Here is an 18,080-nt window from a genome sequence, read left to right on the forward strand (position 1 = left end):
GGGACTTCCGTGGGGCGTTCCGCGGCGTGCGCTGCGCGTCGTGGTCCGGGGCGGGCCGGGGACCCCGGGGGCCCGGGGCCTGTTGCTGCGGGGAGGCGACGAGCCGGTGCCGCCCGTGGTGCGCGGTCCGGTGGCGGACGGTCCGGGTCCGCGCCGTCCGGCAGGGCGCCTTCCGGCACCGCGCGGTCCGGCACGGCCCGGTTCCGTGCCGGACGGTCCGGTGGGGCGCGGTCATCCGTCGCCCAGCGCGGCTCGTACGAGGTCGTCGACGTCCATGTCCGCGATCGCCTCGCGCCGGCCCTCCGACTCGGCGGGCTCCTCGGGCGTGTCGGCGAGCCGCAGCAGCGTGTCCAGGACGCCGGTGGCCCGGAGCCGGGCGAACGGGATGGCGGCCAGCAGCTCGCGGATCCTGGCCTCCTCCGCATCGGCTCCGGCGTTCCCGCCGTCCTCGCCTGCGCCTTCCACCAGTTCCTCGTGGAGCCGCGCGGCGAGCGCGGATGGGGAGGGACAGTCGAAGACGAGGGTGCTGGGCAACGTCAGGCCGGTCGCGGCGTTGAGCCGGTTGCGCAGCTCGACCGCGGTGAGCGAGTCGACGCCCAGGTCCTTGAAGGCGCGGGACGGGCCGACCGGGTCGGTGCCGCTGAGGCCGAGCACCGCGGACGCGTGCGAGCGCACCAGGTCGAGCAGCAGCTCGCGCTGTTCGGCCTGCGACCGGCCGGCGAGCCTGGCGGCCAGCGAGCGGGCCTCCACGGGGGCGCCGGAGCGGGCCGCGGCCCGGCGGGCGGCCCGCCGTCCGCCGGCGGCGAGTTCGCGCAGCATGCTGGGGACCGGCGCCTGGGCGGCCCGCGCGCGCAGCGTCGGCAGGTGCAGCCGGGTGGGGACGGCCAGCGGCGCGCCCGCGCTGCGGGCCGCGTCGAGCAGCGCCATGCCGTGCCGGGCGTCGATCGGCAGCACCCCGGAGCCGGTCATCCGGGCGACCTGCGCCTCGTCGAGCCGTCCGGTCAGCTCGCTGGACTCCGACCAGTAGCCCCAGGCCAGGGACAGCGCGGGCTGCCCGTGGGCGCGGCGGTGGTGGGCGAAGGCGTCCAGGAACGCGTTGGCGGCGGCGTAGTTGGCCTGCCCGGGGTTGCCGAGCACGCCTGCGCCCGCCGAGTACAGGACGAGATCGGCGAGGTCCAGGTCCCGGGTCAGCTCGGCGAGGTTGACGACGGCGTCGACCTTGGGCCGCAGCACCCGCGCGACCTGGTCGGGGGTCAGCGAGCCGACCACCCCGTCGTCGAGCACCCCCGCGGTGTGCACGACCGCGGTGAGAGGGTGGGCCGCGGGGACGGCGGCCAGGACTGCGGCGAGGGCATCGCGGTCCGCGGCGTCGCACGCCGCGAGGGTGACGGTCTCGGCACCCGACTCCATGAGGTCCGCGCGCAGTTCTGCGGCGCCGGGGGCGTCGGGGCCGCGGCGGCTGGTGAGCAGCAGGTGCCGGACGCCCCAGGCGGTGACCAGGTGCCGGGCAGCCAGGCCGCCGAGGGTGCCGGTGCCGCCGGTGACCAGCACCGTGCCGTCGGCGTCGAGCGGCTTGGGCACGGTCAGCACCAGTTTGCCGGTGTGCTTGGCCTGGCTCATGAGCCGGAACGCCTCGGGGGCGCGGCGCACGTCCCAGGTGCGGATCGGCAGCGGCCGCAGGATCCGGCGTTCGAAGAGGGTGACGAGCTTCCCGAGGATCTCGGCGATCCGGTCGGCGCCGGCGTCGATCAGGTCGTAGCGGCGGTACTCCACACCCGGGTGGTCGGCGGCGACCGTCCCGGGGTCGCGCGGGTCGGTCTTGCCCAGTTCCAGGAAGGTGCCGCCTTCGGGCAGCAGCCGCAGGGAGGCGTCGATGAACTCCTGGGCCAGCGAGTTCAGGACGACGTCCATGCCGTGCCCGTGGGTGGCGGCGAGGAACTTCTCCTCGAACTCCAGGGTGCGGCTGGAGGCGATGTGGGACTCCTCGAAGCCCATCCGGTGGAGGGTGTCCCACTTGCCTTCGCTGGCGGTGGCGAAGACCTCCGCGCCCCAGTAGCGGGCGAGTTGGGCCGCCGCCATGCCGACACCGCCGGTCGCGGCGTGCACCAGCAGCCGCCGGCCCTCGGCGAGGCCGGCGAGGTCCGCCAGGCCGTACCAGGCGGTCAGGAACACCGCGGGCACACCGGCGGCCTGCTCGAAGGAGAGGCCGCGCGGGATCCGCACCACCAGCCGCTGGTCGGTGACGGAGCAGGGGCCGAACGGGTCGTGCAGCAGGCCCATCACCCGGTCTCCGACGGCCAGCCCGGTGACGCCGGGGCCGATCTCGGTGATCAGGCCGGCGCCTTCGCTGCCGAGCCGGGCCTGCCCCGGCACCATGCCCAGACTGACCAGCACATCACGGAAGTTGACGCCGGCCGCCCGCACCGACACGCGGACCTGGCCGTCGGCCAGCGGTGCCAGCGCCTCGGGGTGCGGCAGCAGTTCCAGCGCGTCCAGGGTGCCCGGCGCGGTGGTGTCGAGCCGCCAGGCGGCCGCGCCGGCAGGCGGGCGCAGCAGGCGGCCGGTGTCGGTGGGCGCGAGGCGCGGCACAAACGCCACGCCGGCCCGCAGCGCGACCTGCGGCTCCCCGGCGTCGAACGCCGTGTTGACGGCGGCGCCGACACGCAGCCGGGACTCGTCCCGGCCGTCGAGATCGAGCAGCAGGAACCGGTCGGGGTTCTCGGCCTGTGCCGACCGAAGGAGCCCCCACAGCGCGGCGTGCGCCAGGTCGTCGACGTCCTCGTCCTCGGCGGCGGCGACGGCCCGCCGGGTGACGAACACCAGGCGGGTGTCCCGCAGCCGGTCGTCTGCCAGCCAGTCCTGCAGCAGGGCGAGCGTCCCGGTGACCACCTGGTGGGTGGCGGCGGCCAGGTCGCCGCCGGAGCGCGGCGGGCCGAACGACAGCAGCGCGAGGCCGGGTGCGGGGGTGCCTTCGGTGACCGCGGCCGCCAGGTCGGCGGGCGTGGCGTGGACTGCGGCCACGGCGTCCACCGCGCGCAGTGCGGGCAGCAGCCCGTGCACGTCCTCGCCGAGCACGGCCCAGCCCGCGCCGGTCGGCGCGCCGGCGTCCAACGGCAGCCGCTGCCAGTCGAGGTGGAACAGCGCGTCCTTGGTGTCCGCGTCGGCGCCCGGCCCCGCCGTGTCCAGCTGGTCAGCACTGACCGGCCGCATCACCAGCGAGCCCACCGACAGCACGGGGGCGCCGTCCGCGTCGGCCAGCGTGACCGCGAGGCTGTCCTTGCCCTCGGCCGCGGCGATCCGGACCCGGACGGCGCCGGCCCCGACGGCGTGCAGCGTCACGTCGCGCCAGGCGAACGGCAGGTACGTGGCCGAGGAGTCGAGGAGGTCACCGAAGCCGGTGGCGTGCAGCGCCGCGTCCAGCAGGGCCGGATGGACGCCGAACTTGCCTGCGTCCTGCTGGAGTTCGACCGGCAGCGCGGCCTCGGCGTAGACCGTGCCGCCGAGGCGCCACGCCGAGCGCAGCCCCTGGAAGGCCGGGCCGAAGTGGTAGACGGACTCCTGCGCCCGCTCGTACATCCCCTCGGTGTCGGCCGTCTGCGCCCCCGGTGGCGGCCATGCGGCCCCGCTCAACGCGGCGTCGTCGCTGCCGGCCGTGGCGGCGGGCGCGAGTGTGGCGGTGGCGTGCCGGGTCCACTCGGCGGCGCCCTCACCGCCCTCGGGCCGTGCGTGCACCTCCAGCTCGCGACGCCCCTGGGCGTCGGGCGCGGCGACGGACAGCTGGATCTGGACGCTGCCCCGCTCGGGCAGGACCAGCGGGCTCCCGAGGACCAGTTCGGCCACCGTCCCGCATCCCGCCACATCGGCGGCGTGCAGCGCCAGTTCCACGAACGCCGTGCCGGGCACGAGCAGCTTGCCGCCGACCCGGTGGTCGGCCAGCCAGGGGTGGGTGGTGGTCGAGAGCCGTCCGGTCAGCAGCAGGCGGTCCGCGCCGGCCACCGTCAACGCGGCGCCCAGCAGCGGGTGTCCGGCGGTGTCCAGGCCGAGGTCGGAGGCGTCGCCGGAGTTCTTGTACCCCTCCGCGAGCCAGAAGTGCTGGTGCTGGAAGGCGTAGGTGGGCAGGTCCACGCGGTGGGCGGGGGTCCCGGCGAAGACCGCCCGCCAGTCCACGGGCAGGCCACGCACCCAGCCCTCCGCCAGGGAGGTCAGGAAGCGTTCCTGGCCGCCTTCATCGCGACGCAACGTGCCCAGCGCGACAGCATCGGAACCCGCGTCCTCGAACGTCTCGGCCAGGCCCACCGCCAGCACAGGGTGGGCACTGGACTCCACGAAGTAGCCGAACCCGTCAGCGAGGAGAGCGCGGACGGTCTGGTCGAAGCGGACCTCCTGACGGAGGTTGGTCACCCAGTACTCGGCGTCCAGTGCCGTGGTGTCGAGCTTGCCGCCGGTGACCGTCGAGTAGAACGGGATCTCGGATGACGTCGGTGTGATCCCGGCCAGCGCCTCCACGACCTCGTCGCGGATCGCATCCACCTGCACCGAGTGCGACGCGTAGTCCACATCGATCCGGCGCGCCCGCACACCGTCGCCCTCGCAGGACGCCAACAGCTCATCCAGAGCACTGACTTCACCGGATACGACCGTCGAGGAAGGCCCGTTCACCGACGCAACGGAGATCCGGCCGTCCCAGCGCGCGATCCGCTCCCGCACCGCCTCAGCGGGCAGCGCCACCGACACCATTCCGCCGCGGCCGGACAACGTCCCGCCAATGGCCCGCGCCCGCAGCGCCACCACCCTCGCCGCATCCTCCACCGACAGGGCGCCAGAGACGCACGCCGCCGCGATCTCACCCTGACTGTGACCGATGACCGCCCCGGGCTCCACACCCACCGACCGCCACACCGCCGCCAGCGACACCATCACCGCCCACAACGCCCCCTGAACGACCACCACATCGTCCAAAGCGCCCTCACGAATAGCGTCGACCACCGACGCACCGACGAACGGCTCCAACGCCGCATCACACTCCGCCAACCGCGCCCCGAACACCGGCGACGACTCCAACAACCCCATCGCCATACCCGCCCACTGCGACCCCTGACCCGGGAACACGAACACCACCCGGCCGGCACCGGGACGGACGACCCCGGTGACCACGCCAGGGACCGGAACCCCCTCGGCGACGGCGCCCAGCAGGCTCCGCGCGTGGGCGATGTCCGCGGCCAGCACCACGCTCCGGTGTTCCAGGGCGGCCCGGGTCGTGGCGAGGGACAGGCCGACGTCCGGTGTGGCGGAGGTGTCGGCGACGTGGGTGGCGAGGCGCTCGGCCTGGCCGCGCAGCGCGGCGGGCGACCGTCCGGACACCGGCCACGGCACCACCGCGAGCGACCCCAACGGACCCTCGGCGCCGCCGGGTTCGGCCGCAGCTACGCCGTCGGTCACAAAGCCGCCGTCCGCCGCGGGCTGTTCGGCCTGCGGCTCCTCCAGGATGACGTGGGCGTTCGTCCCGCTGATGCCGAACGAGGAGACGGCGGCGCGGCGCGGCCGGTCGCCGCGCTTCCATTCCAGGGGCTCGGTGAGGAGTTCGACGCGGCCGCCGGACCAGTCGATGAAGGGGGACGGCTGGTCGACGTGCAGGGTGCGCGGGAGCAGCCCGTTGCCCATGGCCTGCACCATCTTGATCACGCCGGCGACGCCCGCGGCGTGGGCGGTGTGCCCGATGTTGGACTTGATGGAGCCGAGTTTGAGCGCGCTGCTGTCCGCGCGGCCCTGCCCGTAGGTGGCGAGCAGCGCCTGGGCCTCGATGGGGTCGCCGAGCCGGGTGCCGGTGCCGTGCGCCTCGACGGCGTCGACCTGGTCGGCGGAGAGCCGGGCGTCGGCGAGGGCGTCGCGGATGACCCGTTCCTGGGAGGGCCCGTTGGGGGCGGTGAGGCCGTTGCTGGCGCCGTCCTGGTTGAGGGCGGAGCCGCGGAGCACGGCGAGCACCTGGTGGCCGTTGCGGCGCGCGTCGGAGAGCCGTTCCAGCAGCAGCACACCGGCGCCCTCGGAAGGGCCGAACCCGTCGGCCGCGGCGGCGAAGGACTTGCAGCGCCCGTCGGGTGCGAGGGCGCGCTGCCGGCTGAACGCGATGAAGCCCTGCGGGGTGGGCATCACGGCGACGCCGCCGGCGAGCGCGAAGGCGCACTCCCCCGCGCGCAGCGCCTGCACGGCCAGGTGCAGGGCGACCAGCGACGACGAGCATGCCGTGTCGACGGTCAGCGCGGGGCCTTCCAGTCCGAGGCTGTAGGCGACGCGGCCGGACACCACGCTGGCGAAGGAGCCGACCCCGATGTAGCCCTCCAGGCCCTCGGGCACCTTGTGGTTGCCGGTGACGTAGTCGACGGTGGCGGCGCCGACGAAGACCCCGCCGCGCTGCCCCTTGACGGACAGCGGGTCGATGCCGGCGCGTTCCAGCACCTCCCAGGAGACCTCCAGCATGAGCCGCTGCTGCGGGTCCATGATCAGCGCCTCGCGGGCGTTGATGCTGAAGAAGTCGGCGTCGAACTGGTCGGCGTCGTGCAGGAAGCCGCTCTCCTGCACGTAGTTCTTGCCTTCGGCGTCGGGGTCGGCGTCGTAGAGGCTGTCCAGGTCCCAGCCGCGGTTGACGGGGAACGGGGAGATGGCGTCGCCGTCGGACGCGACCAGGTCCCACAGGGCCTCGGGGGTGTCGGCGCCACCGGGGTAGCGGCAGGCCATCGCGACGATCGCGACGGGCTGCGGGTCCTCCAGCTCGCGGACCCGGCGCCGTGCCTTGCGCAGGTCGGCGGTGGCGCGCTTGAGGTACTCGCGGAGCTTGTCCTCGCCGACCTGGGCGGCGCCGGTGCTGCTGACCGTGGTGTCCATCAGGAGTCACACCTATTCGTGTTCGGGTTCGGTGAGGTCACAGCCGTGCGGTGCCGCCGTCACGGGGTGTCGAGTTCGTCGTCGAGCATCGCGAACAGCTCGGTGTCGGTGGCCGCGTCGAGGTCGTCGTCGGTCGCGCTGCCGGGCCGGCCGGTGCCGGGCTCCTGGGCGTCCTGCCACTTGGAGACCAGGGCGTGCAGCCGGACGGTGACCTTCTGGCGCAGCTCGCCGTCCCCGGCGGGCAGGTCCAGCAGCACCGACTCCAGCCGGTCCAGCTCGGCGAGTGCCGGCGGGGCCTGGACGGCCTCTCCCGGGGCGAGTTGGCCGCGGATGAAGCGGGCCGCCGCGGTCATCGTGGGGTGGTCGAAGGCGATGCTGGCGGGCAGCTGGATCCCGACGGACGCCTGGAGCCGGTTGCGCAGTTCCAGCGCGGTCAGGGAGTCGAAGCCGAGTTCCTTGAAGGCGCGGTCGGTCTCGATGGCCTCGGGCGAGCCGTGGCCGAGCACCGAGGCGACGTGGCCGCGGATCAACTCTTCGAGCTGGTGGAGCTGTTCGGCCTCGGACAGGCCGGTGAGCCGCGCCGACCAGTCGGCGGCGGTGGTCTCGGCTCGCGGCGCCTCGACCTTTCGCCGGGCGGGTGCGGCGGCCTGGACGAGGCCGCGCAGCAGGTCGGGCAGGGTGCCGGAGGCGGCCCGGACGCGCAGCGCGTCGAGGTCGAGCCGGATGGGCACGAGGAGGCTGTCGTCGCCGGTGACGGCCGTGTCGAACAGGTCGGTGCCCTGGCTCGCGGACAGCGGCAGGATGCCGGCCCGTGCGACCTTGGCGGCGTCGGCGTCGGCTCCCATCTCACTGCTCTGCGCCCACAGGCCCCAGGCGAGGGCCTGTCCGGGCAGGCCGAGGTCGCGCCGGTGCCGGGCGAGGGCGTCGAGGAAGGCGTTGGCGGCCGCGTAGTTGGCCTGGGCGATGCTGCCGAGGACGCCGGAGGCGGAGGAGAACAGCACGAACGAGGACAGGCCGGCGTCGCGGGTGAGTTCGTGCAGGTTGACCGCCGCGTCGGCCTTGGGTGCGAAGACGCGGTCCACGTCCTGCGCGGTCAGCCGCTCCAGCGGGGCGTCGGACAGGACGCCCGCGCAGTGCAGGACCGCGGTGAGCGGGCGGTCTGCGGGCACGGCCGCGAGCACGGCGGCGAGCGCGTCCCGGTCGGCGGCGTCGCAGGCTGCGACGGTGACGGTGGCCGCGCCCGACCGGCCCAGTTCGTCGCGCAGTTCGGCGGCGCCGGGGCCGTCCTCGCCGCGGCGGCCGAGCAGCAGCAGGTGGCGGACACCGTGCCGCTGGACGAGGTGGCGGGCCATGAGGCTGCCCAGCGCGCCGGTGCCGCCGGTGATCAGGACGGTGCCGTCGGGCTGCCACGGCGTGCCGGTGGCCGTCGCCTTCGAGGCGTCGCGGGCGAGCCGGGGCACCAGGACGGTGCCGGCGCGCAGGGCGAATTGGGGTTCGCCGGAGCTGACGGCGGCGGGCACGGAGGTGGGGAAGAGCGCCAGCGAGCCCGGGTCGTCGTCGACGTCGACGAGGACGAAGCGTCCCGGGTGCGCGGCCTGCGCCGAACGGATCAGGCCCCAGAGCGCGGCGCCGGCGAGGTCGTCGATCCGGTCCTCGGTCCGGGCGGCGACGGCGTGCCGGGTGAGGACGACCAGCCGGGAGGGTGCGAGCCGGTCCTCGGCGAGCCAGGACTGGACGGTCGCCAGCAAGTCCGCGGTGGCCGCCCGGGCCGCCGCCGCGGTGTCCGGTGCGGCCGGGCCGAAGCCGTGGCTGACGGCGACCAGTTCGGGTGCGGGCAGCCCCGCGTCGAGGGCCTCCTTGAGCGCGGCGAGGTCGTCGTACGCCTGCGGGTACGCACCCGACTCCTCAAGTGCCTCGACGAGTTGGTCGGCGACGGGGCCGAGGAGCAGCCAGTCGGCGGTCTGGCCGGGGACGGGGACCGGCGTCCATTCCACGCGGTGCAGGCTGTCGGAGCGACCGGCGGCCGTGCGGGTCACCTCGTCGGCGGAGACGGGCTGCGGCACGGCTGCGTCCAGGACCGCGACAACGCCGCCGTCGGGGTCGGTGAACGTGGCGGTGATCTCGTCCGGTCGGCCGGTGGGGCGCAGGTGGACGCGCAGTGCGGTGGCGCCGGTGGCGCGCAGGGCGAGTCCCGACCACCGCGTCCACTGGGCGTTGAGGTTCCGGTTGACCAGGGCGGGCTGCAGGGCGGCGTCCAGCAGCGCGGGGTGGACGCAGAACCGGGCGGCGTCCCGCACCTGGTCCCCGGGGAGCTGGATCTCGGCGTAGTACTCGCGGCCGACCCGCCACAGCTTGCGCAGGCCCTCGAACGCCGGGCCGTACACCTGGCCCAGGTCGGCCATGCGGCGGTGGAAGTAGGCGAGGCTGACGGGCTGGGCGCCTCGGGGCGGCCAGGCGGCACCGGGCTCGGCGGCCTCGTCGGGGCCGGCCGGTTCCTCGGGCACGAGGATGCCGGTGGCGTGCCGGATCCACGGTGCGTCCTGCTCGGCGTCCTCGGTCCTGGCGTGCACGGCGAGCGGCCGGCCGCCGTCCGCGCCGGGCGCGCCCACCGACACCTGGAGGTGCACCGCGCCCTTGCCGGGCAGTGCGAGCGGCGCGCTGAGCTCCAGCTCCTCGATCCGGCCGCACCCCACGGATTCCCCGGCGTACAGGGCGAGTTCGGCGAGGACGGCGCCGGGCAGCACGGCGCGGCCGTGCAGGGTGTGGTCGGCCAGCCAGGGGTGGGTGCGCAGCGCGAGGCGTCCGGTCAGCACCACGCGGTCCTCGCCCGCGACGCGGACCGCGGCGGACAGCAGCGGGTGGTCGACGGGCTCCTGGCCGAGGCCGCTCGGGTCGCCGGCCCGCGCGGCGCCGGCTTCGAGCCAGTAGCGCCGGTGCTGGAAGGCGTAGGTCGGCAGGTCCACGTGCCGGGCGGGCGTTCCGGCGAACACCGCGTGCCAGTCGACGGGCAGGCCGCGGACCCAGCCCTCGGCCAGCGAGGTCAGGAAGCGTTCCTGGCCGCCCTCGTCGCGGCGCAGCGTACCGAGCGCCACGGCGTCGGAGCCCGCGTCCTCGAACGTCTCGGCCAGACCCACCGCCAGCACCGGGTGCGGGCTGGACTCGACGAAGTAGCCGAACCCGTCGTCGAGCAGGGCCCGGACGGTCTCGTCGAAGCGCACCTCCTGGCGGAGGTTGGTCACCCAGTACGCGGCATCCAGGGCCGTCGTGTCGAGTGGGGCGCCGGTGACGGTGGAGTAGAACGGCACGTGCGACGCTCGCGCTTCAATACCCGACAGGGCGGTCACCACTTCGTCGCGGATCGCCTCGACCTGCGACGAGTGCGAGGCGTAGTCCACGTCGATGCGCCGTGCCCGCACCCCCTCGGCCTCGGACGCCGCCAGCAGCTCGTCCAGCGCTTCGGGCTCGCCCGAGACGACCGTGGACGAGGGCCCGTTCACCGACGCGAGGGAGATCCGGCCGTCCCAGCGCGCGATCCGTTCGCGTACGGCCTCGGCCGGCAGCGCCACCGAGACCATGCCTCCGTTGCCGGACAGCGTCCCGCGAATGGCCCGCGCCCGCAGCGCCACCACCTTCGCCGCGTCCTGCACGGACAGCGCACCGGCGACGCACGCGGCGGCGATCTCCCCCTGGCTGTGGCCGACGACCGCGCCGGGTTCGACACCGACCGACCTCCACACCTCGGCGAGCGACACCATCACCGCCCACAACGCGGCCTGGACGACGACCACATCGTCGAGCGCGCCGGTGCGGACGGCCTCGGTCACCGACGAGCCGACGTGCGGCGCGAGCGCCTCGTCGCACTCCGCCATGCTGGCCGCGAACACAGGCGAGGAGGCCAGCAGACCCATCGCCATGCCTGCCCACTGCGAGCCCTGGCCCGGGAAGACGAATGCCACCCGTCCGGCACCGGGGCGGACCGCCCCGGACACCAGGCCGGGTGCCGGCGCACCCTCCGCCAGCGAACCGAGTGCGGCGAGCGCGGACTTGACGTCGGTGCCGACGGTGACGGCGCGGTGCTCGTGCTCGGCGCGGGTGAGCGCGAGTGCCCGGCCGATGTCGGCCAGGGCGGGCGCGTCAGCGGCGCCCGCGTGCCCGCGCAGCCGGTCCGCCTGGGCGCGCAGGGCGGCGGCCGAGCGTCCGGAGACCGGCCACGGCACCACCGCCGGCGGGCCCAACGGCCCGTCTTCCACGACGGGTTCGGACGCGTCCGGCTCCACGGGCGCGGTCGCCGCCTCCAGGACGACGTGCGCGTTGGTGCCGCTGATCCCGAAGGCGGAGACGCCCGCCCGCCGCGGCCGGTCCTCGGCGGCCGGCCATTCCCGGGCCTCGGTGAGCAGCTCGACGGAGCCGCTGGACCAGTCGACCTGCGGGGTCGGGGCGTCCACGTGCAGGGTGCGCGGCAGCATGCCGTGCCGGAGTGCCTCCACCATCTTGATCACGCCCGCGACGCCCGCCGCGGCCTGCGCGTGCCCGATGTTGGACTTCACCGACCCCAGCCACAGCGGCCGGCCGGCGGGGCGCTCCTTGCCGTAGGTGGCGAGCAGCGCCTGCGCCTCGATGGGGTCGCCGAGCGTGGTGCCGGTGCCGTGCGCCTCGACGGCGTCCACCTCGCCGCCGGTGAGCCGGGCGTCGGCGAGCGCGGCTTCGATGACGCGCCGCTGCGAGGGGCCGTTGGGGGCGGTCAGGCCGTTGCTGGCGCCGTCCTGGTTGACCGCGGATCCGCGGACCACGGCCAGCACCCGGTGGCCGTTGCGGCGGGCGTCCGACAGCCGTTCCAGCAGCAGCATGCCGGCGCCCTCGGAGAAGCTGGTGCCGTCCGCGGCGGCCGCGAACGCCTTGCAGCGGGCGTTGGGCGCGAGCATCTGCTGGCGGCTGAACTCGATGAACTCCATCGGGCTCGGCATCACCATCGCCCCGCCGGCCAGCGCGAGTTCGGACTCCCCGGTGCGCAGCGACTGCACGGCCAGATGCAGCGCGACCAGGGACGAGGAGCACGCGGTGTCCACGGTCAGCGCCGGGCCCTCCAGGCCGAACGTGTAGGACACCCGGCCGGAGACCACGCTGTTCGCGGACCCGGTCATCGTGTAGCCCTCGAGGCCCTCGGGTATCTGCGCGACGTCGGCGCCGTACCCGGTGTAAGAGGCCCCGACGAAGACGCCGGTGCGGCTGCCGCGCAGCGCGGCGGGGGCGATGCCGGCGTGCTCGAAGGTCTCGTGGGCGGACTCCAGGACCAGGCGCTGCTGCGGGTCCATGGCCAGCGCCTCGCGGGGCGAGATGCCGAACAGTTCGGCGTCGAAGTCGGCGGCGCCGTCCACGAAGCCGCCCTCGCAGGCGAGTTCGACGCCTTCGGGGTCGAACAGCCGCAGGCCCTCGGTCTCCCAGCCGCGGTCGCCGGGGAAGCCCGACATGGCGTCCCCCTCCCCCGCGACGAGGTCCCACAGCTGCTCGGGGGACCGCACTCCTCCGGGGTAGCGGCAGGCCATGCCGATGATCGCGACGGGCTCGTGGCTCTGCGCCTCGACCGTCCGCAGCCGCCGCTGGGTGCGGCGCAGGTCGGTCATGACCTTGTTGAGGTAGTCGCGGAGCTTCTTCTCGTCGGTGGACGGGGCCTGGTTGGTCATCGCGTGCACTCCGGGGATCGTGGGGACCTGCGGGTGGGGTTGCCGGAAGACGAGCGGGTCGTCACGTGCCCAGCTCACGGTCGATCAGGGCGAAGAGCTCCTCGTTGCTCGCGGTGCCCAGCGCGTCCTCGTCCGCCGCGGCGCCGCCGTCGCCGTCCGGCGCCTCGTCCGCAGGCTCGTCGTCGCCGAGGGTCCACAGCAGGCGCTCCAGGCGCCTGGCGAGCTTGGCGCGGGCCTGACCCGCGGGCAGGCCCGCGGCCAACGCGCTTTCGAGTCGGCCCAGTTCGGCCAGCCCCGGCGTCGCGGCCGCGTCCTCACCGCCGGACAACCCCAGTTCCTCGCGCAGGTGCCGGGCGAGGATCGCGGCGGTCGGGAAGTCGAAGACGAGTGTCGACGGCAAAGGCAGCCCGGTGGCGGCGCCGATCCGGTTGCGCAGCTCGACCGCCATCAGGGAGTCGAAGCCCAGCTCGCGGAACGGCCGGTCCCGGTCGATGGACGCCCCGGTGGCGCCGTCGAGGGTGACGTGGCTGGTGACCGCGGCGGCGTGCCCGCGGACCAGTTCGACGAGTTCGTGCTCCTGCTCGGCGGCCGGCCGTCCCGCCAGCCGGGCCCGCAGCTCCTCGGCGGTGGCCGAGCCCGTCGCGGCGGTGTCCCCCGCGCCGGCGGCAGCGGTGCGCAGCGCCACGACGGCCTCGGGGATCTCCGCGAAGAGCGAGGTCGGGCGCTTGGCGTGGAAGACCGGCGCGAACCGCTCCCAGCGCAGGTCGATGACCACCGGGGTGGTCTCGTCGCGGTCCAGGGCCTGCTGCAGGGCGGTCACGGCCAGCGCGGGCGCCATCTCGTGGATGCCTTCCAGCCGGCCCCGGGCGCCGACGTCCCCTGCGGCCATGCCGGTGTCGGCCCAGGTGCCCCAGGCGACCGACGTGGCGGGCAGTCCCTCGGCGCGGCGCCACTCGGCCAGCGCGTCCAGGAACGCGTTGCCCGGCGCGTAGTTGCCCAGCCCGGGCAGGCCGAACGTCGCGCCGAACGACGAGCAGAGCACGAACGCCGACAGGTCCATGTCCCGCGTCAGCTCGTGCAGGTGGACCGCGCCGCCCGCCTTGACCCGCAGCACCCGCTCGATCTGCGGACGGGTCAGGTACGCCACCACGCTGTCGTCGAGGACGGCCGCGGCGTGGAACACGGCGGTCAGCGGCTCCTCGGCCGGGATCGCGGCGAGCACGGCGGCGAGCGCGTCGCGGTCCGCGACGTCGCAGGCGGCGAACGTGACCCGGGCCCCGGCCTGGGCCAGTTCCTTCTCCAGGGCGGCCGCGCCCGGCGCGTCCGCGCCGCGGCGGCCGACCAGCAGCAGGTGCGGGGCACCGTTGGCGGCCAGCCAGCGGGCGATGTGCCCGCCGATGCCTCCGGTGCCGCCGGTGACCAGCACCGTGCCGCGGGGCCGCCACTCGCGGACGGCAGGCAGGTCGGCGGCTGGGGCGCGCAGCAGGCGGCGGCCCAGCAGTCCGCCGAGGTCCGGGCGCAGCGCCAGGTGGTCCTCGTCGGCGATCCCGGCGAGGGCGGCAGCGAGAGTGCGGGTGACGCGGGCGGCCGCTCCGTCGGACAGGGCCGCGACCGGTGCCGCCGGGAGGTCCAGCAGCCCGCCCCACAGCAGCGGGTGCTCCAGCGCCACCACCCGGCCCAGGCCCCAGATCTGCGCCTGCGCCGGTGAGGCCGTCCGGTCGCCGGGCGCCACGGAGACGGCGCCGCGCGTCGCGCACCACAACGTCGGCTGGGTGCCGGACTCCTCCGCCACGGCCACCAGGCCCTGCACCAGGGCGACCGTGGCTGCCAGGCCCGCCGAGACGGCCGGGTGCGCGGGGTCCGGGGTCTCGTCCAGCGCCAGCAGCGACAGCACGCCAGTGAGGGGGGCGGCCGCGCCGCCCGCGTCCCCGATGATCCGGGCGCGCAGGTCCGCGGTGAGGGTCGCGCCATCGGTGGTGCCGGCTGCGCAGGCGGCCGCTTCCAAGGCGGAGGCCGAGGCATCCGGGGCATCCGTCGCATCGATGTGGAGCCGCTCGACCTTGGCGCCGTGGCCGGTCAGGGCTGCCTCGGCGAGGTCCGCCCATTCCGCGGGGCAGCGGTCGGCCGGCGGAAGCACCAGCAGCCAGCGGCCTGCGAGCCGCGCGTGCGCCGGGGAGACGACCGGCCGCCACCCGATCCGGTACCGCCAGCCGTCCACCGCCGACGCCTCACGGCGACGCCTGCGCCAGCCGGACAGCGCGGGCAGCGCCTCGCGCAGCGGCAGATCGGTGAGGACGCCCAGTTCACCGGCGACCGTGTCGGCGTCCCCGCCGTCCACCGCCGCCCAGAACGCCTCTTCGACGGCGTCGGGCACCCTATGACCGCCCGAACCACCGGTCGCGGCGGGTTCGGGGGCATCGTCCTCCAGCCAGTAGCGCTGCCGTTGGAAGGCGTAGGTGGGGAGATCCACGCGGCGGGCGGGGGTGCCGGCGAAGACGGCCTTCCAGTCGACGGGCAGGCCACGCACCCAGCCCTCGGCAAGGGAGGTGAAGAAGCGTTGCTGGCCGCCTTCGTCGCGACGCAACGTGCCCAGCGCGACGGCATCGGAACCCGCGTCCTCGAACGTCTCGGCCAGGCCCACCGCCAGGACCGGGTGGGCACTGGACTCCACGAAGTAGCCGAACCCGTCAGCGAGGAGAGCGCGGACGGTCTGGTCGAAGCGGACCTCCTGACGGAGGTTGGTCACCCAGTACTCGGCATCCAGGGCCGTCGTGTCGAGCTTGCCGCCGGTGACCGTCGAATAGAACGGCACGTCCGACGCACGAGGCGTGATGCCCGACAGCGCCTCGACCACTTCATCACGGATCGCATCCACCTGCACCGAGTGCGACGCGTAGTCCACATCGATCCGGCGCGCCCGCACACCGTCGCCCTCACAAGCGGCAACGAGTTCAACCAACGCCTGCGGCTCACCCGAAACAACCGTGGACGACGGCCCGTTCACCGAAGCGACCGAGATCCGGCCGTCCCAGCGCGCGATCCGCTCGCGTACGGCCTCGGCCGGCAGCGCCACCGAGACCATGCCTCCGTTACCGGACAGCGTCCCGCGAATGGCCCGCGCCCGCAGCGCCACCACCCTCGCCGCATCCTCCACGGACAGGGCGCCAGAGACGCACGCCGCCGCGATCTCACCCTGACTGTGACCAATGACAGCCCCGGGCTCCACACCCACCGACCGCCACACCGCAGCCAGCGACACCATCACCGCCCACAACGCCCCCTGAACGACCACCACATCGTCCAAAGCGCCTTCACGAATAGCGTCGACCACCGACGACCCCACATACGGCGCCAACGCCGCATCACACTCCGCCAACCGCGCCCCGAACACCGGCGACGACTCCAACAACCCCATCGCCATACCCGCCCACTGCGACCCCTGCCCCGGGAACACGAACACCACCCGGCCCGCGTCCGGGCGCACCGCGCCGCTGACCAGGCCGGGGGCCGGCGCGTCCGCCGCCAGCGAGCCGAGCACGTCCCGGGCCTGCGCGACGCTGCCGGCGAGCACCACGGCGCGGTGCTCCATCGCGGCCCGGGTGGTGGCGAGTGACAACCCGACGTCCGCGAGGCGAGAGGCGTCGGTGACATGCGCGGCCAGTTGCTCGGCCTGACCGCGCAATGCGGCGGCCGACCGTCCGGACACCACCCATGGCACGATGCGCGGCGGCCCCAACGGGCCGTTGGCGCCGTCCGGTTGGGGTGAGGATTCGCCGTCGTTCCCGTCCGCGGCGTCCTGCGCCTCCTCCAGGATCACGTGGGCGTTCGTCCCGCTGATCCCGAAGGCGGACACCCCCGCCCGCCGCGGCCGGTCCTCGGCGCCCGGCCAGTCGCGGGCCTCGGTCAGCAACTCCACCGCGCCGCTTGACCACTCGACGTGCGGCGTCGGCTCGTCCACATGCAGGGTCTTCGGCAGCACCCCGTGCCGCATCGCCCCGACCATCTTGATCACACCCGCCACACCCGCCGCCGGACCGGAGTGCCCGAAGTTGGACTTCACCGAGCCCAGCCACAAAGGCCGTCCCTCGGGGCGGCCTTGGCCGTAGGTCGCCAGGAGTGCCTGGGCCTCGATCGGGTCGCCGAGCGTCGTCCCGGTGCCGTGCGCCTCGACCGCGTCCACGTCGGCGGCGCTGACCCGAGCGTCGGCGAGCGCGTCGCGGATCACCCGTTCCTGGGCGAGGTCGTTGGGGGCGGACAGGCCGTTGCTCGCGCCGTCCTGGTTGAGCGCGGTGCCGCGGACCACGGCCAGGACCCGGTGCCCGTTGCGCCGCGCGTCCGACAGCCGCTCGACCAGCAACACGCCTGCGCCCTCCGCCCAGTTGGTGCCGTCGGCGGCGGCGGCGAACGCCTTGATCCGGCCGTCGGGCGCCAGGCCGCGCTGGCGGCTGAACTCCACGAAGGCCTCGGGGGTCGGCATCACCGCGATGCCGCCCGCCAGCGCCATCGTGCAGTCGCCGGAGCGCAGCGCCTGCACGGCCAGGTGCAGGGCGACCAGCGACGACGAGCAGGCCGTCTCCACGCTGACCGCGGGCCCCTGCAGGCCGAACGTGTACGCGATCCGCCCGGAGGCGACGCTCGACATGGTGCCGGTGATGACGTATCCCTCGACCGGCTCTGGCGTCTTCCGCAGCCGGGACACGTACCCGGTGGCGACGATGCCCGTGTAGACGCCGACCTGGGTGCCGCGCATCTCGCGCGGGTCGATGCCCGCGCGCTCGAACGCCTCCCAGGAGATCTCCAGCATCACCCGCTGCTGCGGGTCCATGCCGAGCGCCTCACGCGGGGTGATGCCGAAGAAGGCCGGGTCGAAGTCGGCCGCGCCGTCGAGGAATCCGCCCTCCGTGACGTAGCTGGTGCCGCGGCTCGCCGGGTCCTGGTCGAAGAGGCCGGCCAGGTCCCAGCCGCGGTCGTCGGGGAACGGGCCGATGGCGTCGCGCTCGCCGTCCACGAGCCGCCACAGGTCCTCCGGCGACCGCACCCCGCCCGGGTAGCGGCAGGCCATGCCGACGATCGCGATCGGCTCGCGGGCGGCGGCCTCGGCCTCCCTCAACCGCTGCTTGGTGACACCCAGATCGGCCGTCACGCGCTTCAGGTACTCCCGAAGCTTCTCCTCGGTGTTGCCGGTGGCCATTCCCCTCGCTCCTTCGACGATCTGCGACCCTGTCCGCCTGCGGTGACGTGCGCGGCTCAGTCCGTGCCCAGTTGCTTGTCGATCAGCGCGAACATCTCGTCGTCCGATGCGGTGTCCAGCGCGATTCCGGCGGCTCGGGCGTCCGCGTCCGTGCCACCCGCGGAGTCGCCGCGCCAGGCCCAGAGCAGCGACTCCAGGCGCCGGGTGATCCGTTCACGCGTCTCGTCGTCCGGCGACATCCCGCCGAGCCGCGTGGCGATCTCGTCCAACTCGGCCAGCACCGCGGCGTCTTCAGTGCCCACGGGAGCACTGCCCATCTCGTCCAGCAG

The 18,080-nt window shown here is 74.8% G+C and carries 3 protein-coding genes; all 3 read right to left on the reverse strand.

Translation table 11 applies throughout. From position 1 onward, the window contains the following. Positions 1–231: 231 nt before the first annotated feature. The gene (locus tag ACH4TG_RS36905; protein ID WP_398247057.1) at positions 232–6,879 is read right to left on the reverse strand and encodes an SDR family NAD(P)-dependent oxidoreductase; all 6,648 of its coding nucleotides are present in this window, start codon (positions 6,877–6,879) and stop codon (positions 232–234) included. A gap of 59 nt (positions 6,880–6,938) precedes the next feature. Then, positions 6,939–12,560 carry a type I polyketide synthase gene (locus tag ACH4TG_RS36910; RefSeq protein WP_398247064.1) on the reverse strand — a complete coding sequence of 1,874 codons (5,622 nt, stop codon included), beginning with the start codon at positions 12,558–12,560 and terminating at the stop codon, positions 6,939–6,941. 61 nt (positions 12,561–12,621) lie between these two features. Further along, the gene (locus tag ACH4TG_RS36915) at positions 12,622–17,751 is read right to left on the reverse strand and encodes a type I polyketide synthase (RefSeq protein ID WP_398247058.1); all 5,130 of its coding nucleotides are present in this window, start codon (positions 17,749–17,751) and stop codon (positions 12,622–12,624) included. Positions 17,752–18,080: the final 329 nt, after the last annotated feature.

It is taken from the genome of Streptomyces sp. NPDC020917 (assembly GCF_044333795.1).
Taxonomy (GTDB): domain Bacteria; phylum Actinomycetota; class Actinomycetes; order Streptomycetales; family Streptomycetaceae; genus Actinacidiphila.

Coding starts and splice junctions, on each gene's coding strand:
- ACH4TG_RS36905 (WP_398247057.1), bottom strand. CDS start 6,879: ATGGACACCACGGTCAGCAGCACCGGCGCCGCCCAGGTCGGCGAGGAC.
- ACH4TG_RS36910 (WP_398247064.1), bottom strand. CDS start 12,560: ATGACCAACCAGGCCCCGTCCACCGACGAGAAGAAGCTCCGCGACTAC.
- ACH4TG_RS36915 (WP_398247058.1), bottom strand. CDS start 17,751: ATGGCCACCGGCAACACCGAGGAGAAGCTTCGGGAGTACCTGAAGCGC.